This window comes from Leifsonia sp. 10N434 (assembly GCF_056394405.1).
On record NZ_JBFTHV010000008.1, the window covers coordinates 97,923 to 113,376 of the forward strand.

Genomic DNA, 15,454 nt, shown 5'->3' on the forward strand with positions numbered 1-15,454 from the left:
AAGTTATTTACTAACTTGGCTAGCTAAGGGAGCGCCGGATGACTACCGTCCCCGTCGGAGAGCGCAATGTCGGACTATCGGCCGAGATCGACGCCCGCCTGAATACCTTCTTCGCCGAGCGCATCGCCGTCTCGGCCCAGTACGGCAGCGACTACGAACGGCTGTGGGCTCAGGCCGCGGCCGCGAGTGACGGAGGCAAGCGCATCCGGCCCCGTTTCGTGCTCAGCGCCTTCGAGGCGTTCGGCGGATCCGACGCCGACGCCGCAGCGGCCGTCGATGTCGCGGTCGCGTTCGAGCTGCTGCACACCGCCTTCCTGCTGCATGACGACGTGATCGACCGAGACACCGTGCGCCGGGGCCGACTCAACCTCAGCGGTTCGTTCGCCTCCGATGCGGTCGCGGCCGGGGTCTCCGGCGACCGGTCACGTCTGTGGGGCGAAGCGGCCGCCATCCTCGCGGGGGACCTCCTCATCCACTCGTCGCAATCGCTCGTGGCGCGGCTCGATCTCGCCGCCGACGTGCGCGGCGCCCTGCTCGACGTCCTCGACCACAGCATCCTGGTGACGGCGGCGGGCGAGCTCGCCGATGTGTCGTTCAGCATCGGGATGACCGAAGCACGGCTCCCCGACATCCTCGCCATGACCGAGCGGAAGACGGCGACGTACTCGTTCGCCGGTCCGCTGTCCGCGGGCGCCATCCTCGCCGGTGCCGACGGCGACGCGCTCGCGGTGCTGGCCGAGTACGGGCGCCTGCTCGGCGTCGCGTTCCAGCTCGGCGACGACCTGCTCGGCGTCTTCGGCGCGGAGGATGTCACCGGCAAGAGCGTGGTGAGCGACCTCCGCGAGGGCAAGGAGACGTCGCTGATCGCCTACGCGCGGGCGACCGCCTGGTGGCCGGAGATCGGTGCATTGTTCGGCCGGCGCGACCTGACGGACACGGAGGGCCGCTCGCTCGCCGACGCGCTCGAGGTGTGCGGAGCCCGGTCGTTCGTCGAGAACCTCGTCGACGACTACGCCGGCCGGGCGATCGCGCTCGTCGAGACCTCCGGACTCCCTGCCGCCCTCGGCGACGAACTCGCACGGGTCGCGCGCTCGTGCGTCGGGAGGATCTCATGACCCGCGAAGCCGCAGTCGGCCCACCGTCCGAGCTCGAGCACCCCACCGATCTCGCGCTGTACACCCGTGCTGCTCACATCAGCTCCGCGACGGTCATCCACGAGTACTCCACCTCGTTCGGCATGGCGACCCGCCTCCTCGCACCGGCCGTGCGGCCGCGTGTCGAAGACGTCTACGCCCTGGTGCGGATCGCCGACGAGATCGTCGACGGCGCCGCCGAAGAGGCCGGGCTGAGTCTGGACGACCAGCGGGCGATGCTCGACGCCCTCGAGGCGGACACTGAACGTGCGATGCGCACGGGCTACAGCGCCAACCTCGTCGTGCACGCCTTCGCCACCACCGCCCGTTCGGTCGGGATCGGACCCGACCTGACCGCCCCGTTCTTCGCCTCGATGCGTCGCGACCTCAGCCCCGTCGACTTCGCCGCCGACGAGCTGAGCGCCTACATCTACGGATCGGCCGAGGTGATCGGGCTGATGTGCCTGAAGGTCTTCCTGGCGAGCGAACCGGTGACGGAGGAGCGGCGCCGGCGTCTCGAGACCGGTGCGCGCCGGCTGGGCTCGGCGTTTCAGAAGATCAACTTCCTCCGCGACCTCGCGGTCGACTGGACGGAGCTCGGCCGCAGCTATTTCCCCGGCATCGATCCGTCCCGGCTCACCGATCGGCAGAAGCTCGCCCTCGTGGTCGACATCGACTGCGACCTCGGAGCGGCCGCGGACGCGATCCCCGAACTCCCCGACAACTGCCGGCGCGCCATCCTGGCCGCGCACGGGCTGTTCGCCGAGCTGAGCGACCGCATCCGGGCCACGCCGGCGCGCGAACTGCTCAGCACCCGCGTGAGTGTGCCCGCCCGCACCAAGCTGGCGATCCTGCTGCGGGCGACCGCGCGCAGCAGCGCCGGGGTGCACCGATGAGTGCGGCGCCCAGGGACATCGTCGTGATCGGCGGAGGCATCGCCGGTCTCGCCACGGCGGCGCTCCTCGCTCGCGACGGACACACCGTGACGGTGCTCGAGCAGCACACGACCGTCGGCGGCCGCGCCGGATCGTGGGAGGCGGACGGGTTCCGCTTCGACACCGGGCCGAGCTGGTACCTGATGCCGGAGGTGTTCGACCACTTCTTCCGGCTGCTGGGCACCACCACCGACGATCAGCTGTCCCTCGTCACGCTGGATCCCGGCTATCGGGTGTTCTTCGAGGGACGCACCCGGAGCATCGACATCGAGGCCGACCCCGCCGCCAACCGGCGCGTCTTCGAGCGGGTCGAGCGCGGCTCGGGCGCCGCGCTCGACCGCTACCTCGCAAGCGCCGCCGAGACCTACCGGATGGCCGTCGACCGCTTCCTCTACGGCACCTTCGCGTCGTTCCGCCCGTTCTTCCGTCGCGACCTCCTGCGCCGCCTCGCCCGTCTCGGCCGCCTTCTGCTGCAGCCGCTCGACCGGTTCGCCGCCGGGTACGTGCGCGACGAGCGGCTGCGGCAGATCCTCGGCTACCCGGCCGTGTTCCTGGGCACCTCGCCGTCGCGGGCGCCCAGCATGTACCACCTGATGAGTCACCTCGATCTCGACGACGGGGTGCGGTACCCGCTCGGCGGTTTCAGCAGCGTGATCGACCGGATCGCCGCGCTCGCCCAGCGCGAAGGGGTGACGATCGAGACCGGCGCGCGCGTGACGCGCATCCGCACGCGAGACGGTGGGGCGAAGCCGCAGGTCGCAGGCGTCGACTACCTCGACGCCGACGGAGCCGCGCGGCGGCTCGACGCCGACCTCGTGGTGTCGGCGGCCGACCTGCACCATACCGAGACCGAGCTGCTCGCGACGGGGGAGCAGACCTACCCCCAGCGCTGGTGGCAGCGCCGCGATCCCGGTCCGGGCGCGGTGCTGGTGATGCTGGGCGTCCGCGGACACCTCCCGGAGCTGGCGCACCACACCCTGTTCTTCACCGCGGACTGGGCCGACAACTTCGACCGGATCTACGGCGCGCATCCCTCGATTCCGGATCCGGCGTCGCTGTACGTCTGCCGCCCGAGTGCGACAGATCCGGATGTCGCGCCGCCCGGGTGCGAGAATCTGTTCGTGCTCGTTCCGGTTCCGGCTGACGTGACCATCGGCGCAGGCGGCCTCGACGGCGGCGGCGACGAGCGTGTCGAGCGCGCCGCCGATGCGGCGATCGCGCAGGTCGCGGAGTGGGCGGACATCCCCGACCTCGCGGAGCGGATCGTGCTGCGCCGCACGGTCGGGCCCGGCGACTTCGCCGCCGATCTCAACGCTTGGCGCGGAGGTGCCCTCGGCCCGGCGCACACCCTGCGGCAGAGTGCCTTCTTCCGTGGCCGCAACGCGTCTAGCCGAGTGGACGGCCTGCTGTACGCGGGCGGCTCGACCATCCCGGGCATCGGCCTGCCGATGTGCCTGATCAGTGCCGAGCTCGTGGTCAAGCGTCTCCGCGGCGACACGTCGACGGGGCCTCTGGCCGAGCCGCTCGGTGTGCCGGTGCAGGAGGAGCGCCGGGCGTGAGCATCCTGTATCTGGCCGTGCTGCTGGTGGCCATCGGCTGCATGCTGCTGCTCGATCGCCGCTTCGCCCTGTTCTTCTGGCGCGACGCCCGTCGCGCCGCGATCGTGCTGGTCGCTGGCGTGCTGTTCTTCCTCGCCTGGGACCTGTTCGGCATCGGACTCCACGTCTTCGCCAGAGGTGGCAGCCCCCTCATGACCGGCATCGTGCTGGCTCCCGAGCTTCCGCTCGAGGAGGTCTTCTTCCTGGCCTTCCTCTGCTACGTCACGATGATCCTCATCTCCGGCGCCGGCCGGATGCTCGCCCGCAGGTCGGCACGAAGCGGGGAGCGGACATGACCTACGTGCTGCTCAGCCTCGCGTTCCTCGCCGTCGCGGTCGTGGTGCTCGCGATCGCCCTGGCGGTGACGCCGGATCGCGCCGTCGTCGTGCGACGGTGGTGGGCGCCGGTGCTGATCGGCGGGGTGATCGTGCTCGTGCTGACGGCGGTGTTCGACAACGTGATGATCGGGGCCGGGCTGATGACATACGGTGAGGGGCAGCTCGCCGGGGTGCACCTCGGTCTCGTGCCCGTCGAAGACTTCGCGTACCCGATCGCCGGCATCCTCCTGCTTCCCGCGGTGTGGCTGCTGACCAGGAGGCGCGCCCGATGACGGCGACGACGGCGCCGGCTCCGCTGCGGCAGCTCCTGCTCGCGTCGCGCCCGCTCAGCTGGATCAACACCGCGTTCCCGTTCGCGGCGGCCGTGCTGCTGACCACTCGGCAGGTGGACCTGACGCTGATCATCGGCACGGTGTACTTCCTCATCCCGTACAACCTCGCGATGTACGGCATCAACGACGTCTTCGACTACGAGTCCGATCTGCGGAATCCGCGCAAGGGGGGTGCGGAGGGGGCCCTGCTCGACCGCACGATGCACCGGCGCACCCTGCTCGCCGCCGCTGCCGTGAACGTGCCGTTCCTGATCTTCCTCGTGGTGGTGGGTCCACCGCTGTCGTGGCTGGTGCTCGCGATCAGCGTGTTCGCTGTCCTGGCGTACTCGGTGCCCGGTCTGCGATTCAAAGAGGTGCCGTTCCTCGACTCCATCACCTCGAGCACGCACTTCGTGAGCCCGGCGGTCTACGGCCTGGTGTTCGCCGGCGCGACCTTCACGCCCGCTCTCTGGGCGGTGCTGCTGGCGTTCTTCCTCTGGGGGATCGGCAGCCACGCCTTCGGGGCGGTGCAGGATGTCGTGCCCGACCGCGCCGGCGGAATCGCGTCGATCGCGACGGTGCTCGGCGCCCGCTGGACCACCCGCATCGCCATTGCCGCCTGGGCGCTCGCCGGGATCGCGATGCTCCTCACCCCGTGGCCCGGACCGCTCGCGGCGGTGCTCGCGCTCCCGTACATCGCGGTGGCTGCTCCGTACTGGTCGATCCCCGACGACGATTCGGCGCGTGCCAACCGCGGCTGGCGCCGGTTCCTCTGGATCAACTACGCGTGCGGCTTCGTGGTCACCATGCTGCTGATCTGGTTCGCCGCGCTCACGCGCTGACGAAGGCGGCGATCTGCGGAGCGACGGCCTTCGCGGAGACCTGATGGGTCTGGCCGTCCAGCACGCCGGAGCGCGCCCCGGGCACGGCGGCGGCGACGGCCGTCTGGGCATCGCGCATCGGCTCCGCGGCCTTGCCCCCGACGAGCACCAGCGTCTTCACGGCGATCCGGGCGAGCCGGTCGGCCGGTACCCGGAAGCCCGACATGATCCGGATGTCGTTGGGCAGCGTCGGCGCCACGGCCCTCATGTGCTTCCAGACCGAGGGCATGAGACGCATCATGAACGGCACGAAAGCGGGGGCGCCGACCATCGTCACCAGGAAGTATCCGACCGCGGAGCCGTTCTTGCCCTCGGTGAGCAGCCCGTCGACGACGGCGAGGTGGTCGACGTCCGGGTTCTTCCATCCGGCGGCGACGTACGGCGCCTCGTAGGTCACGAGGGCACGCATGGGAACACCCGCCGCCGCGGCCTCGAGGGCGAGGCCGGCCCCCGACGACGAACCGTAGACCGCGACCGGGCCTCCTCCGTTCTCCTCGCTCGCCCGATCGAGCACCGCTCGAAGGTCTTCGACTTCGCGTTCGGGTGTGGTCGTCGGCGCGCTCGCTGCGGTGTCGCCGCTGTCGCCACGGCCGCGCCGGTCGTACAGGTAGACGGTGAAGCGGTCCGCCAGCTCCGCGGCGAGCGGCCGGCAGGGGCCGAACCCGCGGTCGCAGAGCGCGCCGTCGACCAGCACCAGTGCCGGCCCTGAACCGACCTTCTCGTAGGCGATCGTCGTGCCGTCTGCCGAAGCGACGGTTCCCATCGTCGCCGGCGCGGTCTCCGTCTTCGCAGCCATCTCAGTTCTCCTTCGTGGACGATCGGTCGGCCGACAGCCGCCTGTCGAGTTTGACGAACGATTCGAGCCAGCCGGTCTCGGTGTCGTGCCGGCGGTCGGGGGTGAAGGGTCCCTGGTGCAGAGTGATGCGGGTTCTCTCGCCGTGATCGTGGAACTGGATGCGCAGCATCACTGCATCCGGGCTGCCGCCCGTGCTCGCGTCGAGACGGAGGACGAGAAGTTCGGGTTCGACGAGTTCGACGATGGTGCCGCGCATCGGGAACTGGTCCCCGCTGGTGTCGTCGACCATGATCAGCTCCCAGCGCCCTCCGACGCGCGGGTCGATCGCGATCGACCCGGCCGGAGTGGTGATGCCGTTCGGGGCGAACCAGGCGGCCAGGTGCTCCGGCTCCATGAAGAACTGCCAGACCACGGGCCGTGGTGCGTCGAACGCGCGGGTGATGTAGACGTCGGTGTCCGCGATGTCCTCGGGCCTGGTATCGGTCATGGCCGGTTTCCCTTCTCGTCGTCGGTGCCGCCGTGGTCCGCCGCCTGATAGGCGGCGAGGGCGGCGTCGAGCTTGTCGAAGCTGCTGTTCCAGAAGTGCTTGTAGCGCTCCATCCACATCGTGGCCTCCCGCAGCGGCTCGGCTTCGAGATGGCTCAGCCGCGAGGTCGCCACGCGCGACCGCGAAACGAGCCCTGCGGATTCGAGCACCTTGAGGTGTTTGGAGATCGCCGGTTGGCTGAGGTCGAACGGAGCCGCGAGCTCGGAGACGTTCGCGTCGCCGTCCGTCAGGCGGCGCAGGATCTCGCGTCGGGTCGGGTCGGCGAGGGCGGCGAACACCGCGCTCAGCTGGTCTGTCGACATATGCATAACCAATCGGTTCTATAACTTGATGCAAATATAGCGGATGCGCGGCGCCTGTCAAGAGGCGCCGCGCATCCGGCGGCATCGGGCGGGTCCTCAGTCGCGCTTGGGCAGCTCCTGCAGCGCCCAGACGTTGCCGTCCGGATCGGAGAAGGTGACGAAGCGGCCCCAGTCGAGCTCGGCGACGCCCTCGGCCTCGACGCCGTGCTCACGCAGGTGGGCGAGCGCGTCGTCGGCGTTCGGCACGACGATCTGGAGTCCGCGCTGGGTGCCGGGCTCCATGTCGGTGAGCCCCTCGCCGAACGCGATCGAGCAGGCCGAGCCGGGAGGGGTGAGCTGGATGAAACGCAGCGTGTCCGAGACGCGCTGGTCGTAGTCGGCCACGAAGCCGACCTGGTCGACGTAGAACGCCTTGGCGCGGTCGACGTCGGTGACGGGGATGGTGATGAGTTCGATTCTCCAGTCGGTGATCGCCATGATCGGTCCCTTTCTTGAGTCCTGGTCGTGTGTCGTTGGTGATATCTCCACGCTAAGCGCGATTGCGGTCAGTTTTCGGCCGCAATAGGAGAATCGACGCCAGAACATTCATCCAGCTCTCGGCCCGCGGCGAGCGGGCTTACAGCCGCGTCACGGTATCGTCGGAAGGCGGTCCCTGTGGACGCGCCAGCAGACCGGAAGAGACGACAGACGCCGATGAGCGACAGCCCCCTTTCGCCGAGCCCGTACGAGGTGCTCGGCGTGAGTGCGACCGTTCCCCACGAGGAGTTGCGTCGCGCCTATCGACGGCTGCTCCGGGCGACCCACCCGGACACCGGCGGCTCGGCCGCCCGCTTCCAAGAGGTGCAGCGCGCCTGGGAGCTCATCGGAGACCCGGAGGACCGCGCGCGGTACGACCGCGGAGAGTCGGGCTACGACGCCGATGTCGCCGACGGCGGAGACGGCTCGACCGGATTCAGCGCGACCTTCCACCCGACGCGCTCGCAGGCGCGGGGCTCGTCGGTGCGGGCACGCAGCTACGGGCATCCGGGCGGTCGGGCGCGGGAGCGCTACCTCGCTCTGATGCGCGAATGGGTCGGACGCGGCACCGAGCTCGACGACCCGTACGAGCCGTCGCTCGTGCGGTCGGCCCCGCGGGAGATCCGGCAGTTGCTCGCAGAGGCCCTGGCCGAGGAGGCGACGGCGCGCGCCGTCACGTCGCTCGGCATGGGCTTCACGATCTGGAGCGACGTCGCCGTGCATCCCCGCTCGGAGGCCAAGCTCGACCACGTGGTCCTCGGACCGGCCGGTCTGTTCGCCATCCGCTCGGCCGACTGGGGCGGCGAGGTCAAGCTCGCCAAGGGCGACGTGGTCGGCGCGGGGATCGACCGCGAGGAGGAGCCGTTCCACGAGCTACTGCGCGACGCGAAGACGTTCTCGCGCCAGGTCGGAGTGAAGTTCACCGGGCTGATCATCGTGGTGCCCGACGATGCATTGGCCGTCCCGTACGACCGGATCGAGCGGGGCAGGCTGGCGGGCTCGCTCCTCGTTCGGCGATCGCTGCTGCCGCTGGTGCTGCGCAACGGCGCCAACGCGGCCGGGCGGGAGAGCGTCGATCGCGCGTTCGAGCTGCGCAGCCGGCTGCAGGAGAGCATCCGCTTCGTCTAGGCGCTCGTGCCGGCTCGCCTAGACGCGCGGCGCTGCGGAGAGCACAGTGGAGCCATGTTCACTCCACTCGACATCTTCAGCGGTTTCAGTGTCACCGACATCGCGGCGGCCAAGGCGTTCTACGGCGACACCCTCGGTCTCGCCATCACGGAGGGCCCGATGGGCAACCTCGACCTCGCGCTCCCCGGCGGAAGCCACGTGTTCATCTACCCGAAGCCCGATCACGAGCCGGCCACCTTCACCATCCTGAACCTGGTCGTCGACGACATCGACGCCGCCGTGGCGGACCTCAACGCCGCGGGCGTCGAGACGAACATCTACGACTCGCCCGATCTCCCCACCGACGACAAGGGTGTGCTGCGCGGCAAGCAGGCGAACATGGGGCCGGACATCGCGTGGTTCCGCGATCCCGCCGGCAACGTGCTCTCCGTCCTCCAGAACTAGGGACGGGAGGACGAGGCGAGGCGCTCCCGGAGTGCCATCGCGTCGTAGGGGGAGCGGACCTTGACGTCGTTGTCGAAGTAGGCGAAGACGTCGAGGCCGGCGCCGACCCATCCCCGGATCTCGGCCGCCCAGCGATCGAGCGATTCGGGGGTGTAGCCGCTCGTGTACAACTCCTCGTCGCCGTGCAGCCGCACATACATGAAGTCGCTCGTGGCGGCTCGGATGACGGGGTACCTGCCTGCGGTGTCGGCGACGACGATCGCGACGTCCTCTGCGCGGGCGAGCTCGGTGAACGACGGCACGTCGAAGCTCGTGTGGCGCACCTCGACGGCGTGACGGAGCGGTCGGTCGGCGTCCGTGCGCAGGAACGTCCTGTCCTCGTCCAGCGTCGACTCCGTCGCGAGGGCGGCCGCCGCCCGGGTGCTGCGGGGGAGCATCCGGAGGAACTCGCGCACCGCGGGCTCGTCGTACTGCAGGGTCGGGGGGAGCTGCCAGAGGATCGGACCGAGCTTGGGCCCGAGTGCGAGCACGCCGGATGCGAAGAAGTTCGCCAGGGCGCCGCGGGCGTTCTTCAGGCGCAGGATGTGGGTGATGTACCGGCCGCCCTTCACCGCGAACACGAAGTCGTCGGCGGTCTCCTCCGCCCAGCGCGCGTAGCTCGACGGCCGTTGCAGCGAATAGAAGGAGCCGTTGATCTCGATCGAGTCGAGACGTTCCGCCGCGTAGGCGAGTTCGGAGCGGTGCGGCACTCCCTTCGGGTAGAACGTGCCACGCCAGGGCGCGTACGTCCATCCGGAGATCCCGACCCAGGTCGACGCCATCAGCGGCCGCGGAGCTGATCCAGGATGCGGCGGTCGCGCTTGGTCGGGCGGCCGGCGCCGCGCTCGCGTACGACGGCCGACGGCGCCTCGGTCTTCGGCGGCGGCGGGGGAGTCAGATCCTCGAAGCACTCGGCCGCGACGGAGGCGCCGACGCGCTTCACGATGAGCCGCCGCGCGATCAGGACGCGGTCCACGTCGCCGACGCGCGCCCGCACCTCATCGCCGATGTGCACCGGCTGCGCGGGCTTCGCGCGATCGCCGTTGACCCGGATGTGGCCGGCCTTGCACGCGGCCGATGCGGCCGAGCGCGTCTTGTAGAGCCGCACGGCCCACGACCACGAGTCGACCCGCACGGTCGATGGCTCGGCCACGTCAGGCTGTCTCGACCAGTTGCGACTTCCACTTCACGAGGCTGCGCACGGTCTTGCTCGAGTCGCCGGCGAGCTTCTCCATCACGTCGGCCGGCACGAAGTAGTTCACTGCCACCCAGCCGCGCACGGTCTCCGACCGGTCGTCGGCGAGCATCCGCAGGATGTCGCACGGGGTCGCCTCGTTCTTGGCGACGCAGCCGCGCACGCCGGCATCCGGGTCGTTCGCGAGGGTGAGGAAGAGGTCGTCGGGGGTGTTGTAGCTGCTCGCCACGCTCTCGCGGATCTTGGGATTCTCATGCTCGGCGAGCAGGCGGAGCCGCGCGATCTTGCTCTCGGTCACTGGCGGCGACGGATGCAGGGCGGCGGCTTCCTCGGCGGTCAGCATGGCCGGGCGGTGCTCTCGCATCGCCTGACGCTGGGCGGGGGTGTTGAACCGGATGCACGACATGCTCCAACGGTACGCGCTCCCGCCGACCGAGAGGAGGAACACGTCGCGCGTCGGGCCGGGTTACCGTGAATGCATGGAGTCACTGCTGCGGATGCTCGACCGGGTCGCCGGCGGACGGCACGCCGGCTACACGATCCCCGACGACAACCTGCGTCATCCCCGCACCCGGCGCGCGTTCGTGGTGATCACCTGGCTGCTGGTCGCGGAGCTCGTGCTGGGGGTGGGCGCCGTGGTCGTCGCCGCGGTCCTGCAGACGAACGGACAGAGCATCCCGTGGGCGGTCTGGATGCGCTCGGTCATCGTGCTCGGGATGACGCTCACGCTGTTCTACTTCGCCTGGCGCGCCCAGAAGGGCTTCTACTGGGCGTACTCGAGGCTGCGCCTGTTCTCCAAGATCTTCCCGGTCGTCACGCTGGTGATCGCCGCGATCCCCGGGCTGTATCCCCTGTGGATGGTGACCGAGCAGATCCTGTTCAGCCTCATCCTGATCGGCGTCGCGGACTACCTCGACTCCGACCACATGCGCGCGGCGTTCCCGAAGCCCGTCGACCCGCCCTCGGGGGAGCAGAACCCGCTCACGGCGCGGTGACGGCGCCCTTCTCGCCACGCGGGAACCACGGGACGATGGGCGACGTTCGCCGCTGGTAGTCGGCGTATTCGGGGTAGCGGGAGAGCGTGATGCTCTCGGTGAAGACGGTCGACCCGATGAAGAGGCCGGTGAGCAGGAGCGGGCCGATCACGGTCCACTGCAGGATGGAGCCGGCGGCGACCGCGCCGAAGAGGAAGACGACCCACCACTGCGCCTGCTCGAAGAAGAAGTTCGGGTGTCGGGAGAACCGGAAGAGCCCGGCCTGAAGGAAACGCGGGCGCGGCGCGCGGCCGGCCGCCGTCTCGGCCTTCTTCCACTGGTGGAAGTTCCATTGCTGCTGGTCGGCCACGGTCTCTCCGACGAGGAACGCGAGGAAGACGACGGCGCAGAGGATGTCGAGCCCGTTGAGCGGCGTCGGGTGCTGAAGGGCCGTCCAGGCGGGGAGCGTGATCAGCAGGAGGAGCACGTTCTGGTAGATCACGATGAAGAACAGATTGAAGAGCTGGAACTGCCAGCCCGGCATCCGGGCACGCAGCACCGACCAGCGGTAGTCCTCGCCGCCCGGTTCGTATCCGCCCTTGCGCGCGAAATTGAACGTCAGCCGGATGCCCCACAGGGTCACGAGCGCCGCGATCAGGTTCAGGCGCGCATCCTGCAGGCCGGCGGAGCCCGCGAAGACCCACACGTACGCGACCGGCACGATCGACCAGATGCGGTCGACCCACGAGTGCTCGCCGGTGATCAGGGACAGGACCCAGGTGACCACGCAGACCGCGGCAAGGATCCAGAGACAGACGATGAAAGGCTCCACGTGCTCATCCTAGGGACACGGGCGGGTCACTAGACTCGATTCCCGTGGATGGAACCGGTGGGCGCGAGGTCAGTTCGCGGGTCCTGACGATCCCGAACCTCCTCAGCTTCTTCCGGCTCGCCCTCGTGCCGGTCTTCCTGGTCTTCGTCATCCTGGCCCAGGATGCGCTCGCGCTGCTCGTGCTCGTCGTCTCCAGCATCACCGATTTCCTCGACGGCTATCTGGCCAGACGCCTCGACCAGGTGTCCCGGCTCGGCCAGCTCCTCGATCCGGCCGCGGACCGCCTGTACATCTTCGCCGCGCTGATCGGACTCGCCTGGCGCGAGGTCATCCCGTGGTGGCTGGTCGCCGTGATCGTCGCCCGCGACGTCATGCTCGCGATCCTCGGCGTCATCCTTGCGAACCACGGGTACGGCCCGCTGCCCGTGCACCACCTCGGGAAGGTGGCCACCTTCTGTCTGTTCTGGGCTCTGCCCCTGCTGATGCTCGGCGAGGCATTCACGGCGCTCGCGCCCGTCTCACTGCCGCTCGGCTGGGCGTTCGCGCTCTGGGGAGCCTTCCTCTACTGGTGGGCGGGCTTCGTCTATATCGGTGAGACCTCCCGGGTAATACGCCGGGAGGGGGACGACGGACCCGATCGATCCGATACGCTGGATCAGAAGGAGGTTGACGGTGCCTGACGAGACGAACCCCAAGGGTCCTGCGGACGACGACGCCGCGAGCAACCCCCTGCGTAATTCCGCGGCGGGGAATGAGGACACGACCGCTCGCTTCGGCGAGGAGTTCGTGTCGAAGATGTACCCGGTCGACGGCGAGATCTCAGCCGAGGAGCAGGAGGCCATCGCCGCCCTGCCCTCCGGATCCGCCCTGCTGATCGTGCGGCGTGGCCCCAATACAGGGGCACGATTCCTGCTCGATGCCGACGTGACGAGCGCCGGCCGGCATCCGAACGCCGACATCTTCCTCGACGACGTCACGGTCTCGCGTCGCCACGCCGAGTTCACTCGCCGTGGCACCGCGTTCGAGGTGCGCGACCTCGGGTCGCTCAACGGAACGTACTACGACGGCGTCCGCATCGAGAGCGCCCTGCTCGCCGACAGCGCCGAAGTCCAGATCGGCAAGTTCCGCCTCACCTTCTACGCCTCCCGGTACGACCTCGCCGCTCCGGCGCAGGGCTAGTGGCGCGGCAAGCGGCGAGGGCACCGTCCGCGGCATCGCCCTCTCTGCTCAGCATCGGTCAGGTGCTGGCCCGGCTCACGCCTGAGTTCCCCGATCTCTCGTCGTCCAAGCTGCGGTTCCTCGAAGAGCGCGGGCTGATCGCGCCCGCGCGCACCCAGTCCGGTTATCGCAAGTTCTCACCGGACGACCTCGAGCGGCTCCGGGTCGTGCTCGGCATGCAGCGGGACCACTATCTGCCTCTCAAGGTCATCAAGGCCTACCTCGCCGACCTCGATGCCGGTCTCAACCCGCCGATGCCCGGCAGTGGCGCCGGCGGTCCCTCCATGCTCCCGAGCGGGCGCCGCTTCAAGCGCGCCGACCTGCTGCGCGAGGCAGGGGCGACCGCCGAGCTCCTCGACGACGCCGTGGCCGCCTCCATCATCACGCCGGCCGACGTCTACGGCGAAGAATCGCTGACCGTTCTCAAGGCGCTGGTGGAACTCGGCCGCAACGGCATCGAGCCGCGGCATCTGCGCGGTTTCCGGGCGGCGGCAGAACGCGAGATCGGCCTCATCGAGACCGCCCTGGTGCCCATCGCCCGCCGCAACGAGGTGTCGAGCCGGGCCAAGTCCGCCGAGCTGGCGCGGGAGATCGCGGGACAGCTCGATGTGGTGCGCGGCAGCATCATCCGGTCGTCGCTCTCCCGACTGCAGTCGTGATCGGTTGCCGCACGCTCGACACGCCGAACAGGAAACGTCGAATGTCGTTGCCCGGGGCCTCCCGCATGGGTACCGTTGATGAAGCGCCGTTGTACGGCGCGATCCACTATCGGGGCGAGAGGCAAACGCATGAGTGAACTGAGTCGTGGCAACGACGCCCCCCGATACGATCTGGGCCTGCTGTTCACCGACGGCCTGCCCGAGATGGACGACGCCAGCGGTTACCGCGGCGCCGTCGCGGCCCGCGCGGCGGGCATCAGCTACCGTCAGCTCGACTACTGGGCCCGTACGGGTCTGGTCGAGCCCACGGTTCGCGGTGCGGCCGGCTCCGGTTCGCAGCGCCTCTACGGCTTCCGCGACATCCTGGTTCTGAAGCTCGTCAAGCGCCTGCTCGACACCGGCATCTCGCTGCAGCAGATCCGCACCGCGGTGAACCAGCTGCGCGAAGCCGGGGTGAACGACCTGGCGCAGACCACGCTGATGAGCGATGGCGCCAGTGTCTACCTCTGCACGTCGAACGACGAGGTCATCGACCTGGTCAGCCGCGGTCAGGGCGTGTTCGGCATCGCCGTCGGCAAGGTGCTCCGCGAAGTGGAGTCCAGCCTGGTCGAGCTCGACACGCAGACGATCGACCCGATGGACGAGCTCGCTGCTCGTCGCGCGGTCAGGGCCTCCTAGCCTCGACCGGTCTGCTGTTCCCGGCGGAAGCCGGCGCTGTGTCGCGCCCTACGGCGCGACGGCGTATTCGCCGATGCGGGCCGTGCGCAGCACGCGCTCGAGCAGCATGTCGAAGTTGTGCGCCATCTCCTGGGCGCTCTCGCCCGGCCAGACGTGCAGCGGCTTGGCAGCGCCCTGCGCCTGCTGAAGCGAGGTGCGCTCCGGCAGTTGCGGGCTGAGCACCAGCGGCCCGAACATGTCGCGCAGCTCCTTGATGCGGAACTGGTGCTCCAGCGACTGCACTCGTGCACGGTTGACGATGATGCCGAGCGGCTGGAGGCGCGGGGAGAGTCCGCGACGGATCTCCTCGATGGCGCGCAGCGCGCGGTCGGCCGCGGCGACGGAGAACAGGCCGGGCTCGGTCACGACGGCGACGCGATCGCTGGCGGCCCAGGCGGTGCGCGTGAGCGCGTTGAGCGACGGCGCGCAGTCGATGAGCACCAGCTCGTAGTCGTGCTCGACGTTGGCGAGGGCCTCTTCGAGCTTCCAGATGTCACGGATGCTCGGGTGCGGTCCGTCGAAGTTGATGGCCGACGGGCTGCCGATCATGACGTCGATCTTGCCCTGCCGGCCCTTGGTCCAGCCGCTCGGGGCGATCGCCGCGCGGACGATCTTCTCCTTCGGCGACGCGAGCACATCGGCGACGTTGAGGTGGCCTGCGACCTGGATGTCCATGCCCGTCGAGACATCGGACTGCGGGTCCAGGTCGACGACGAGGGTGCGGAGGCCTTTGGCGAACGCTGCGGAAGCCAGCCCCAGCGTCACCGTGGTCTTACCGACACCACCTTTGAGGGAACTAACGCTGAGTACGTGCACAAGCAACTACGTTACCTTCACTAGTCTTAGAGAACCTAACCGTTTGCTGTGTGGGCTGCCCCCCTGCTCGAAAGG

The 15,454-nt window shown here is 69.3% G+C and carries 22 protein-coding genes; 13 read left to right on the forward strand and 9 right to left on the reverse strand.

All coding sequences use genetic code 11. The features are described 5' to 3' along the window. Window positions 1-38 precede the first annotated feature (38 nt). From AC1DB1_RS17785 to AC1DB1_RS17810, 6 genes are read left to right on the forward strand one after another with little or no spacing between them, the layout of a single operon-like run. On the forward strand, window positions 39-1,115 hold the full coding sequence (locus tag AC1DB1_RS17785) for a polyprenyl synthetase family protein (protein WP_477201757.1): 1,077 nt from the start codon (window positions 39-41) through the stop codon (window positions 1,113-1,115). Then, a complete protein-coding gene (locus AC1DB1_RS17790; RefSeq protein ID WP_477201758.1) occupies window positions 1,112-2,029 on the forward strand; it encodes a phytoene/squalene synthase family protein in 918 nt (305 codons plus the stop codon). The genes AC1DB1_RS17785 and AC1DB1_RS17790 overlap by 4 nt, the downstream gene beginning before the upstream one ends. After that, a complete protein-coding gene (crtI, locus tag AC1DB1_RS17795; RefSeq protein ID WP_477201759.1) occupies window positions 2,026-3,627 on the forward strand; it encodes a phytoene desaturase family protein in 1,602 nt (533 codons plus the stop codon). The genes AC1DB1_RS17790 and crtI overlap by 4 nt, the downstream gene beginning before the upstream one ends. After that, entirely contained in the window at window positions 3,624-3,962 is a 339-nt protein-coding gene (locus tag AC1DB1_RS17800) for a lycopene cyclase domain-containing protein (protein ID WP_477201760.1), read from the forward strand. Before crtI ends, AC1DB1_RS17800 begins: the two co-directional genes overlap by 4 nt. Further along, complete coding sequence (locus AC1DB1_RS17805; RefSeq protein ID WP_477201761.1) at window positions 3,959-4,276, forward strand: lycopene cyclase domain-containing protein; 318 nt, start codon at window positions 3,959-3,961, stop codon at window positions 4,274-4,276. The genes AC1DB1_RS17800 and AC1DB1_RS17805 overlap by 4 nt, the downstream gene beginning before the upstream one ends. Next, window positions 4,273-5,157, forward strand: coding sequence for a prenyltransferase (locus tag AC1DB1_RS17810; protein ID WP_477201762.1), 885 nt, complete (start codon window positions 4,273-4,275; stop codon window positions 5,155-5,157). Before AC1DB1_RS17805 ends, AC1DB1_RS17810 begins: the two co-directional genes overlap by 4 nt. Here AC1DB1_RS17810 and AC1DB1_RS17815 read toward each other — a convergent pair. The 4 genes from AC1DB1_RS17815 to AC1DB1_RS17830 all read right to left on the reverse strand — a co-directional run bounded on the left by AC1DB1_RS17815 (window position 5,147) and on the right by AC1DB1_RS17830 (window position 7,318). Beyond that, entirely contained in the window at window positions 5,147-5,992 is an 846-nt protein-coding gene (locus AC1DB1_RS17815; protein WP_477201763.1) for an alpha/beta fold hydrolase, read from the reverse strand. The two genes, AC1DB1_RS17810 and AC1DB1_RS17815, sit on opposite strands and share 11 nt — an antisense overlap. A gap of 1 nt (window position 5,993) precedes the next feature. After that, complete coding sequence (locus AC1DB1_RS17820) at window positions 5,994-6,479, reverse strand: SRPBCC family protein (RefSeq protein ID WP_477201764.1); 486 nt, start codon at window positions 6,477-6,479, stop codon at window positions 5,994-5,996. Then, a complete protein-coding gene (locus tag AC1DB1_RS17825) occupies window positions 6,476-6,841 on the reverse strand; it encodes an ArsR/SmtB family transcription factor (protein ID WP_477201765.1) in 366 nt (121 codons plus the stop codon). Before AC1DB1_RS17825 ends, AC1DB1_RS17820 begins: the two co-directional genes overlap by 4 nt. Before the next feature lie 96 nt (window positions 6,842-6,937). After that, on the reverse strand, window positions 6,938-7,318 hold the full coding sequence (locus AC1DB1_RS17830) for a glyoxalase superfamily protein (RefSeq protein WP_271176394.1): 381 nt from the start codon (window positions 7,316-7,318) through the stop codon (window positions 6,938-6,940). A 216-nt stretch (window positions 7,319-7,534) separates the two neighbouring features. Between AC1DB1_RS17830 and AC1DB1_RS17835 the strand changes: the two genes are divergently transcribed. Further along, entirely contained in the window at window positions 7,535-8,485 is a 951-nt protein-coding gene (locus AC1DB1_RS17835) for a J domain-containing protein (protein ID WP_477201766.1), read from the forward strand. A 54-nt stretch (window positions 8,486-8,539) separates the two neighbouring features. Continuing rightward, window positions 8,540-8,929: a VOC family protein gene (locus AC1DB1_RS17840; RefSeq protein ID WP_477201767.1), complete on the forward strand. Its 390-nt coding sequence runs from the start codon at window positions 8,540-8,542 to the stop codon at window positions 8,927-8,929. Here the strand turns inward: AC1DB1_RS17840 and AC1DB1_RS17845 are convergent. From AC1DB1_RS17845 to AC1DB1_RS17855, 3 genes are read right to left on the reverse strand one after another with little or no spacing between them, the layout of a single operon-like run. Then, a complete protein-coding gene (locus AC1DB1_RS17845) occupies window positions 8,926-9,750 on the reverse strand; it encodes a DUF72 domain-containing protein (RefSeq protein ID WP_477201768.1) in 825 nt (274 codons plus the stop codon). The genes AC1DB1_RS17840 and AC1DB1_RS17845 overlap by 4 nt on opposite strands. Beyond that, window positions 9,750-10,121: an RNA-binding S4 domain-containing protein gene (locus AC1DB1_RS17850; RefSeq protein ID WP_477201769.1), complete on the reverse strand. Its 372-nt coding sequence runs from the start codon at window positions 10,119-10,121 to the stop codon at window positions 9,750-9,752. Before AC1DB1_RS17850 ends, AC1DB1_RS17845 begins: the two co-directional genes overlap by 1 nt. A gap of 1 nt (window position 10,122) precedes the next feature. Continuing rightward, on the reverse strand, window positions 10,123-10,569 hold the full coding sequence (locus AC1DB1_RS17855; RefSeq protein WP_477201770.1) for a hypothetical protein: 447 nt from the start codon (window positions 10,567-10,569) through the stop codon (window positions 10,123-10,125). Window positions 10,570-10,642: 73 nt separating this feature from the next. Here AC1DB1_RS17855 and AC1DB1_RS17860 point away from each other — a divergent pair, with 73 nt between their 5' ends. Further along, complete coding sequence (locus AC1DB1_RS17860; RefSeq protein WP_477201771.1) at window positions 10,643-11,158, forward strand: hypothetical protein; 516 nt, start codon at window positions 10,643-10,645, stop codon at window positions 11,156-11,158. Here AC1DB1_RS17860 and AC1DB1_RS17865 read toward each other — a convergent pair. Beyond that, window positions 11,145-11,969 carry a DUF1295 domain-containing protein gene (locus AC1DB1_RS17865; RefSeq protein WP_477201772.1) on the reverse strand — a complete coding sequence of 275 codons (825 nt, stop codon included), beginning with the start codon at window positions 11,967-11,969 and terminating at the stop codon, window positions 11,145-11,147. The two genes, AC1DB1_RS17860 and AC1DB1_RS17865, sit on opposite strands and share 14 nt — an antisense overlap. Before the next feature lie 44 nt (window positions 11,970-12,013). Between AC1DB1_RS17865 and AC1DB1_RS17870 the strand changes: the two genes are divergently transcribed. The 4 genes from AC1DB1_RS17870 (at window position 12,014) to AC1DB1_RS17885 (ending at window position 14,524) form a co-directional block, all read left to right on the forward strand. Next, the gene (locus AC1DB1_RS17870; RefSeq protein WP_477201773.1) at window positions 12,014-12,649 is read left to right on the forward strand and encodes a CDP-alcohol phosphatidyltransferase family protein; all 636 of its coding nucleotides are present in this window, start codon (window positions 12,014-12,016) and stop codon (window positions 12,647-12,649) included. Then, the gene (locus tag AC1DB1_RS17875; RefSeq protein ID WP_271176385.1) at window positions 12,642-13,148 is read left to right on the forward strand and encodes an FHA domain-containing protein; all 507 of its coding nucleotides are present in this window, start codon (window positions 12,642-12,644) and stop codon (window positions 13,146-13,148) included. The genes AC1DB1_RS17870 and AC1DB1_RS17875 overlap by 8 nt, the downstream gene beginning before the upstream one ends. Further along, window positions 13,148-13,846: a transcriptional regulator FtsR gene (gene ftsR, locus AC1DB1_RS17880; RefSeq protein ID WP_477201774.1), complete on the forward strand. Its 699-nt coding sequence runs from the start codon at window positions 13,148-13,150 to the stop codon at window positions 13,844-13,846. Before AC1DB1_RS17875 ends, ftsR begins: the two co-directional genes overlap by 1 nt. A gap of 129 nt (window positions 13,847-13,975) precedes the next feature. Continuing rightward, complete coding sequence (locus AC1DB1_RS17885; protein WP_271176383.1) at window positions 13,976-14,524, forward strand: MerR family transcriptional regulator; 549 nt, start codon at window positions 13,976-13,978, stop codon at window positions 14,522-14,524. A gap of 48 nt (window positions 14,525-14,572) precedes the next feature. Here the strand turns inward: AC1DB1_RS17885 and AC1DB1_RS17890 are convergent, their stop codons facing one another. Next, a complete protein-coding gene (locus AC1DB1_RS17890) occupies window positions 14,573-15,379 on the reverse strand; it encodes a ParA family protein (protein ID WP_271176497.1) in 807 nt (268 codons plus the stop codon). Window positions 15,380-15,454 lie beyond the last annotated feature (75 nt).

What these genes read in the sequence shown, in the direction of transcription:
- AC1DB1_RS17785 (WP_477201757.1), top strand. Translation starts at nt 39, where the DNA reads ATGACTACCGTCCCCGTCGGAGAGCGCAATGTCGGACTATCGGCCGAG.
- AC1DB1_RS17790 (WP_477201758.1), top strand. Translation starts at nt 1,112, where the DNA reads ATGACCCGCGAAGCCGCAGTCGGCCCACCGTCCGAGCTCGAGCACCCC.
- crtI (WP_477201759.1), top strand. Translation starts at nt 2,026, where the DNA reads ATGAGTGCGGCGCCCAGGGACATCGTCGTGATCGGCGGAGGCATCGCC.
- AC1DB1_RS17805 (WP_477201761.1), top strand. Translation starts at nt 3,959, where the DNA reads ATGACCTACGTGCTGCTCAGCCTCGCGTTCCTCGCCGTCGCGGTCGTG.
- AC1DB1_RS17810 (WP_477201762.1), top strand. Translation starts at nt 4,273, where the DNA reads ATGACGGCGACGACGGCGCCGGCTCCGCTGCGGCAGCTCCTGCTCGCG.
- AC1DB1_RS17815 (WP_477201763.1), bottom strand. Translation starts at nt 5,992, where the DNA reads ATGGCTGCGAAGACGGAGACCGCGCCGGCGACGATGGGAACCGTCGCT.
- AC1DB1_RS17820 (WP_477201764.1), bottom strand. Translation starts at nt 6,479, where the DNA reads ATGACCGATACCAGGCCCGAGGACATCGCGGACACCGACGTCTACATC.
- AC1DB1_RS17825 (WP_477201765.1), bottom strand. Translation starts at nt 6,841, where the DNA reads ATGTCGACAGACCAGCTGAGCGCGGTGTTCGCCGCCCTCGCCGACCCG.
- AC1DB1_RS17830 (WP_271176394.1), bottom strand. Translation starts at nt 7,318, where the DNA reads ATGGCGATCACCGACTGGAGAATCGAACTCATCACCATCCCCGTCACC.
- AC1DB1_RS17835 (WP_477201766.1), top strand. Translation starts at nt 7,535, where the DNA reads ATGAGCGACAGCCCCCTTTCGCCGAGCCCGTACGAGGTGCTCGGCGTG.
- AC1DB1_RS17840 (WP_477201767.1), top strand. Translation starts at nt 8,540, where the DNA reads ATGTTCACTCCACTCGACATCTTCAGCGGTTTCAGTGTCACCGACATC.
- AC1DB1_RS17845 (WP_477201768.1), bottom strand. Translation starts at nt 9,750, where the DNA reads ATGGCGTCGACCTGGGTCGGGATCTCCGGATGGACGTACGCGCCCTGG.
- AC1DB1_RS17855 (WP_477201770.1), bottom strand. Translation starts at nt 10,569, where the DNA reads ATGTCGTGCATCCGGTTCAACACCCCCGCCCAGCGTCAGGCGATGCGA.
- AC1DB1_RS17860 (WP_477201771.1), top strand. Translation starts at nt 10,643, where the DNA reads ATGGAGTCACTGCTGCGGATGCTCGACCGGGTCGCCGGCGGACGGCAC.
- AC1DB1_RS17885 (WP_271176383.1), top strand. Translation starts at nt 13,976, where the DNA reads ATGAGTGAACTGAGTCGTGGCAACGACGCCCCCCGATACGATCTGGGC.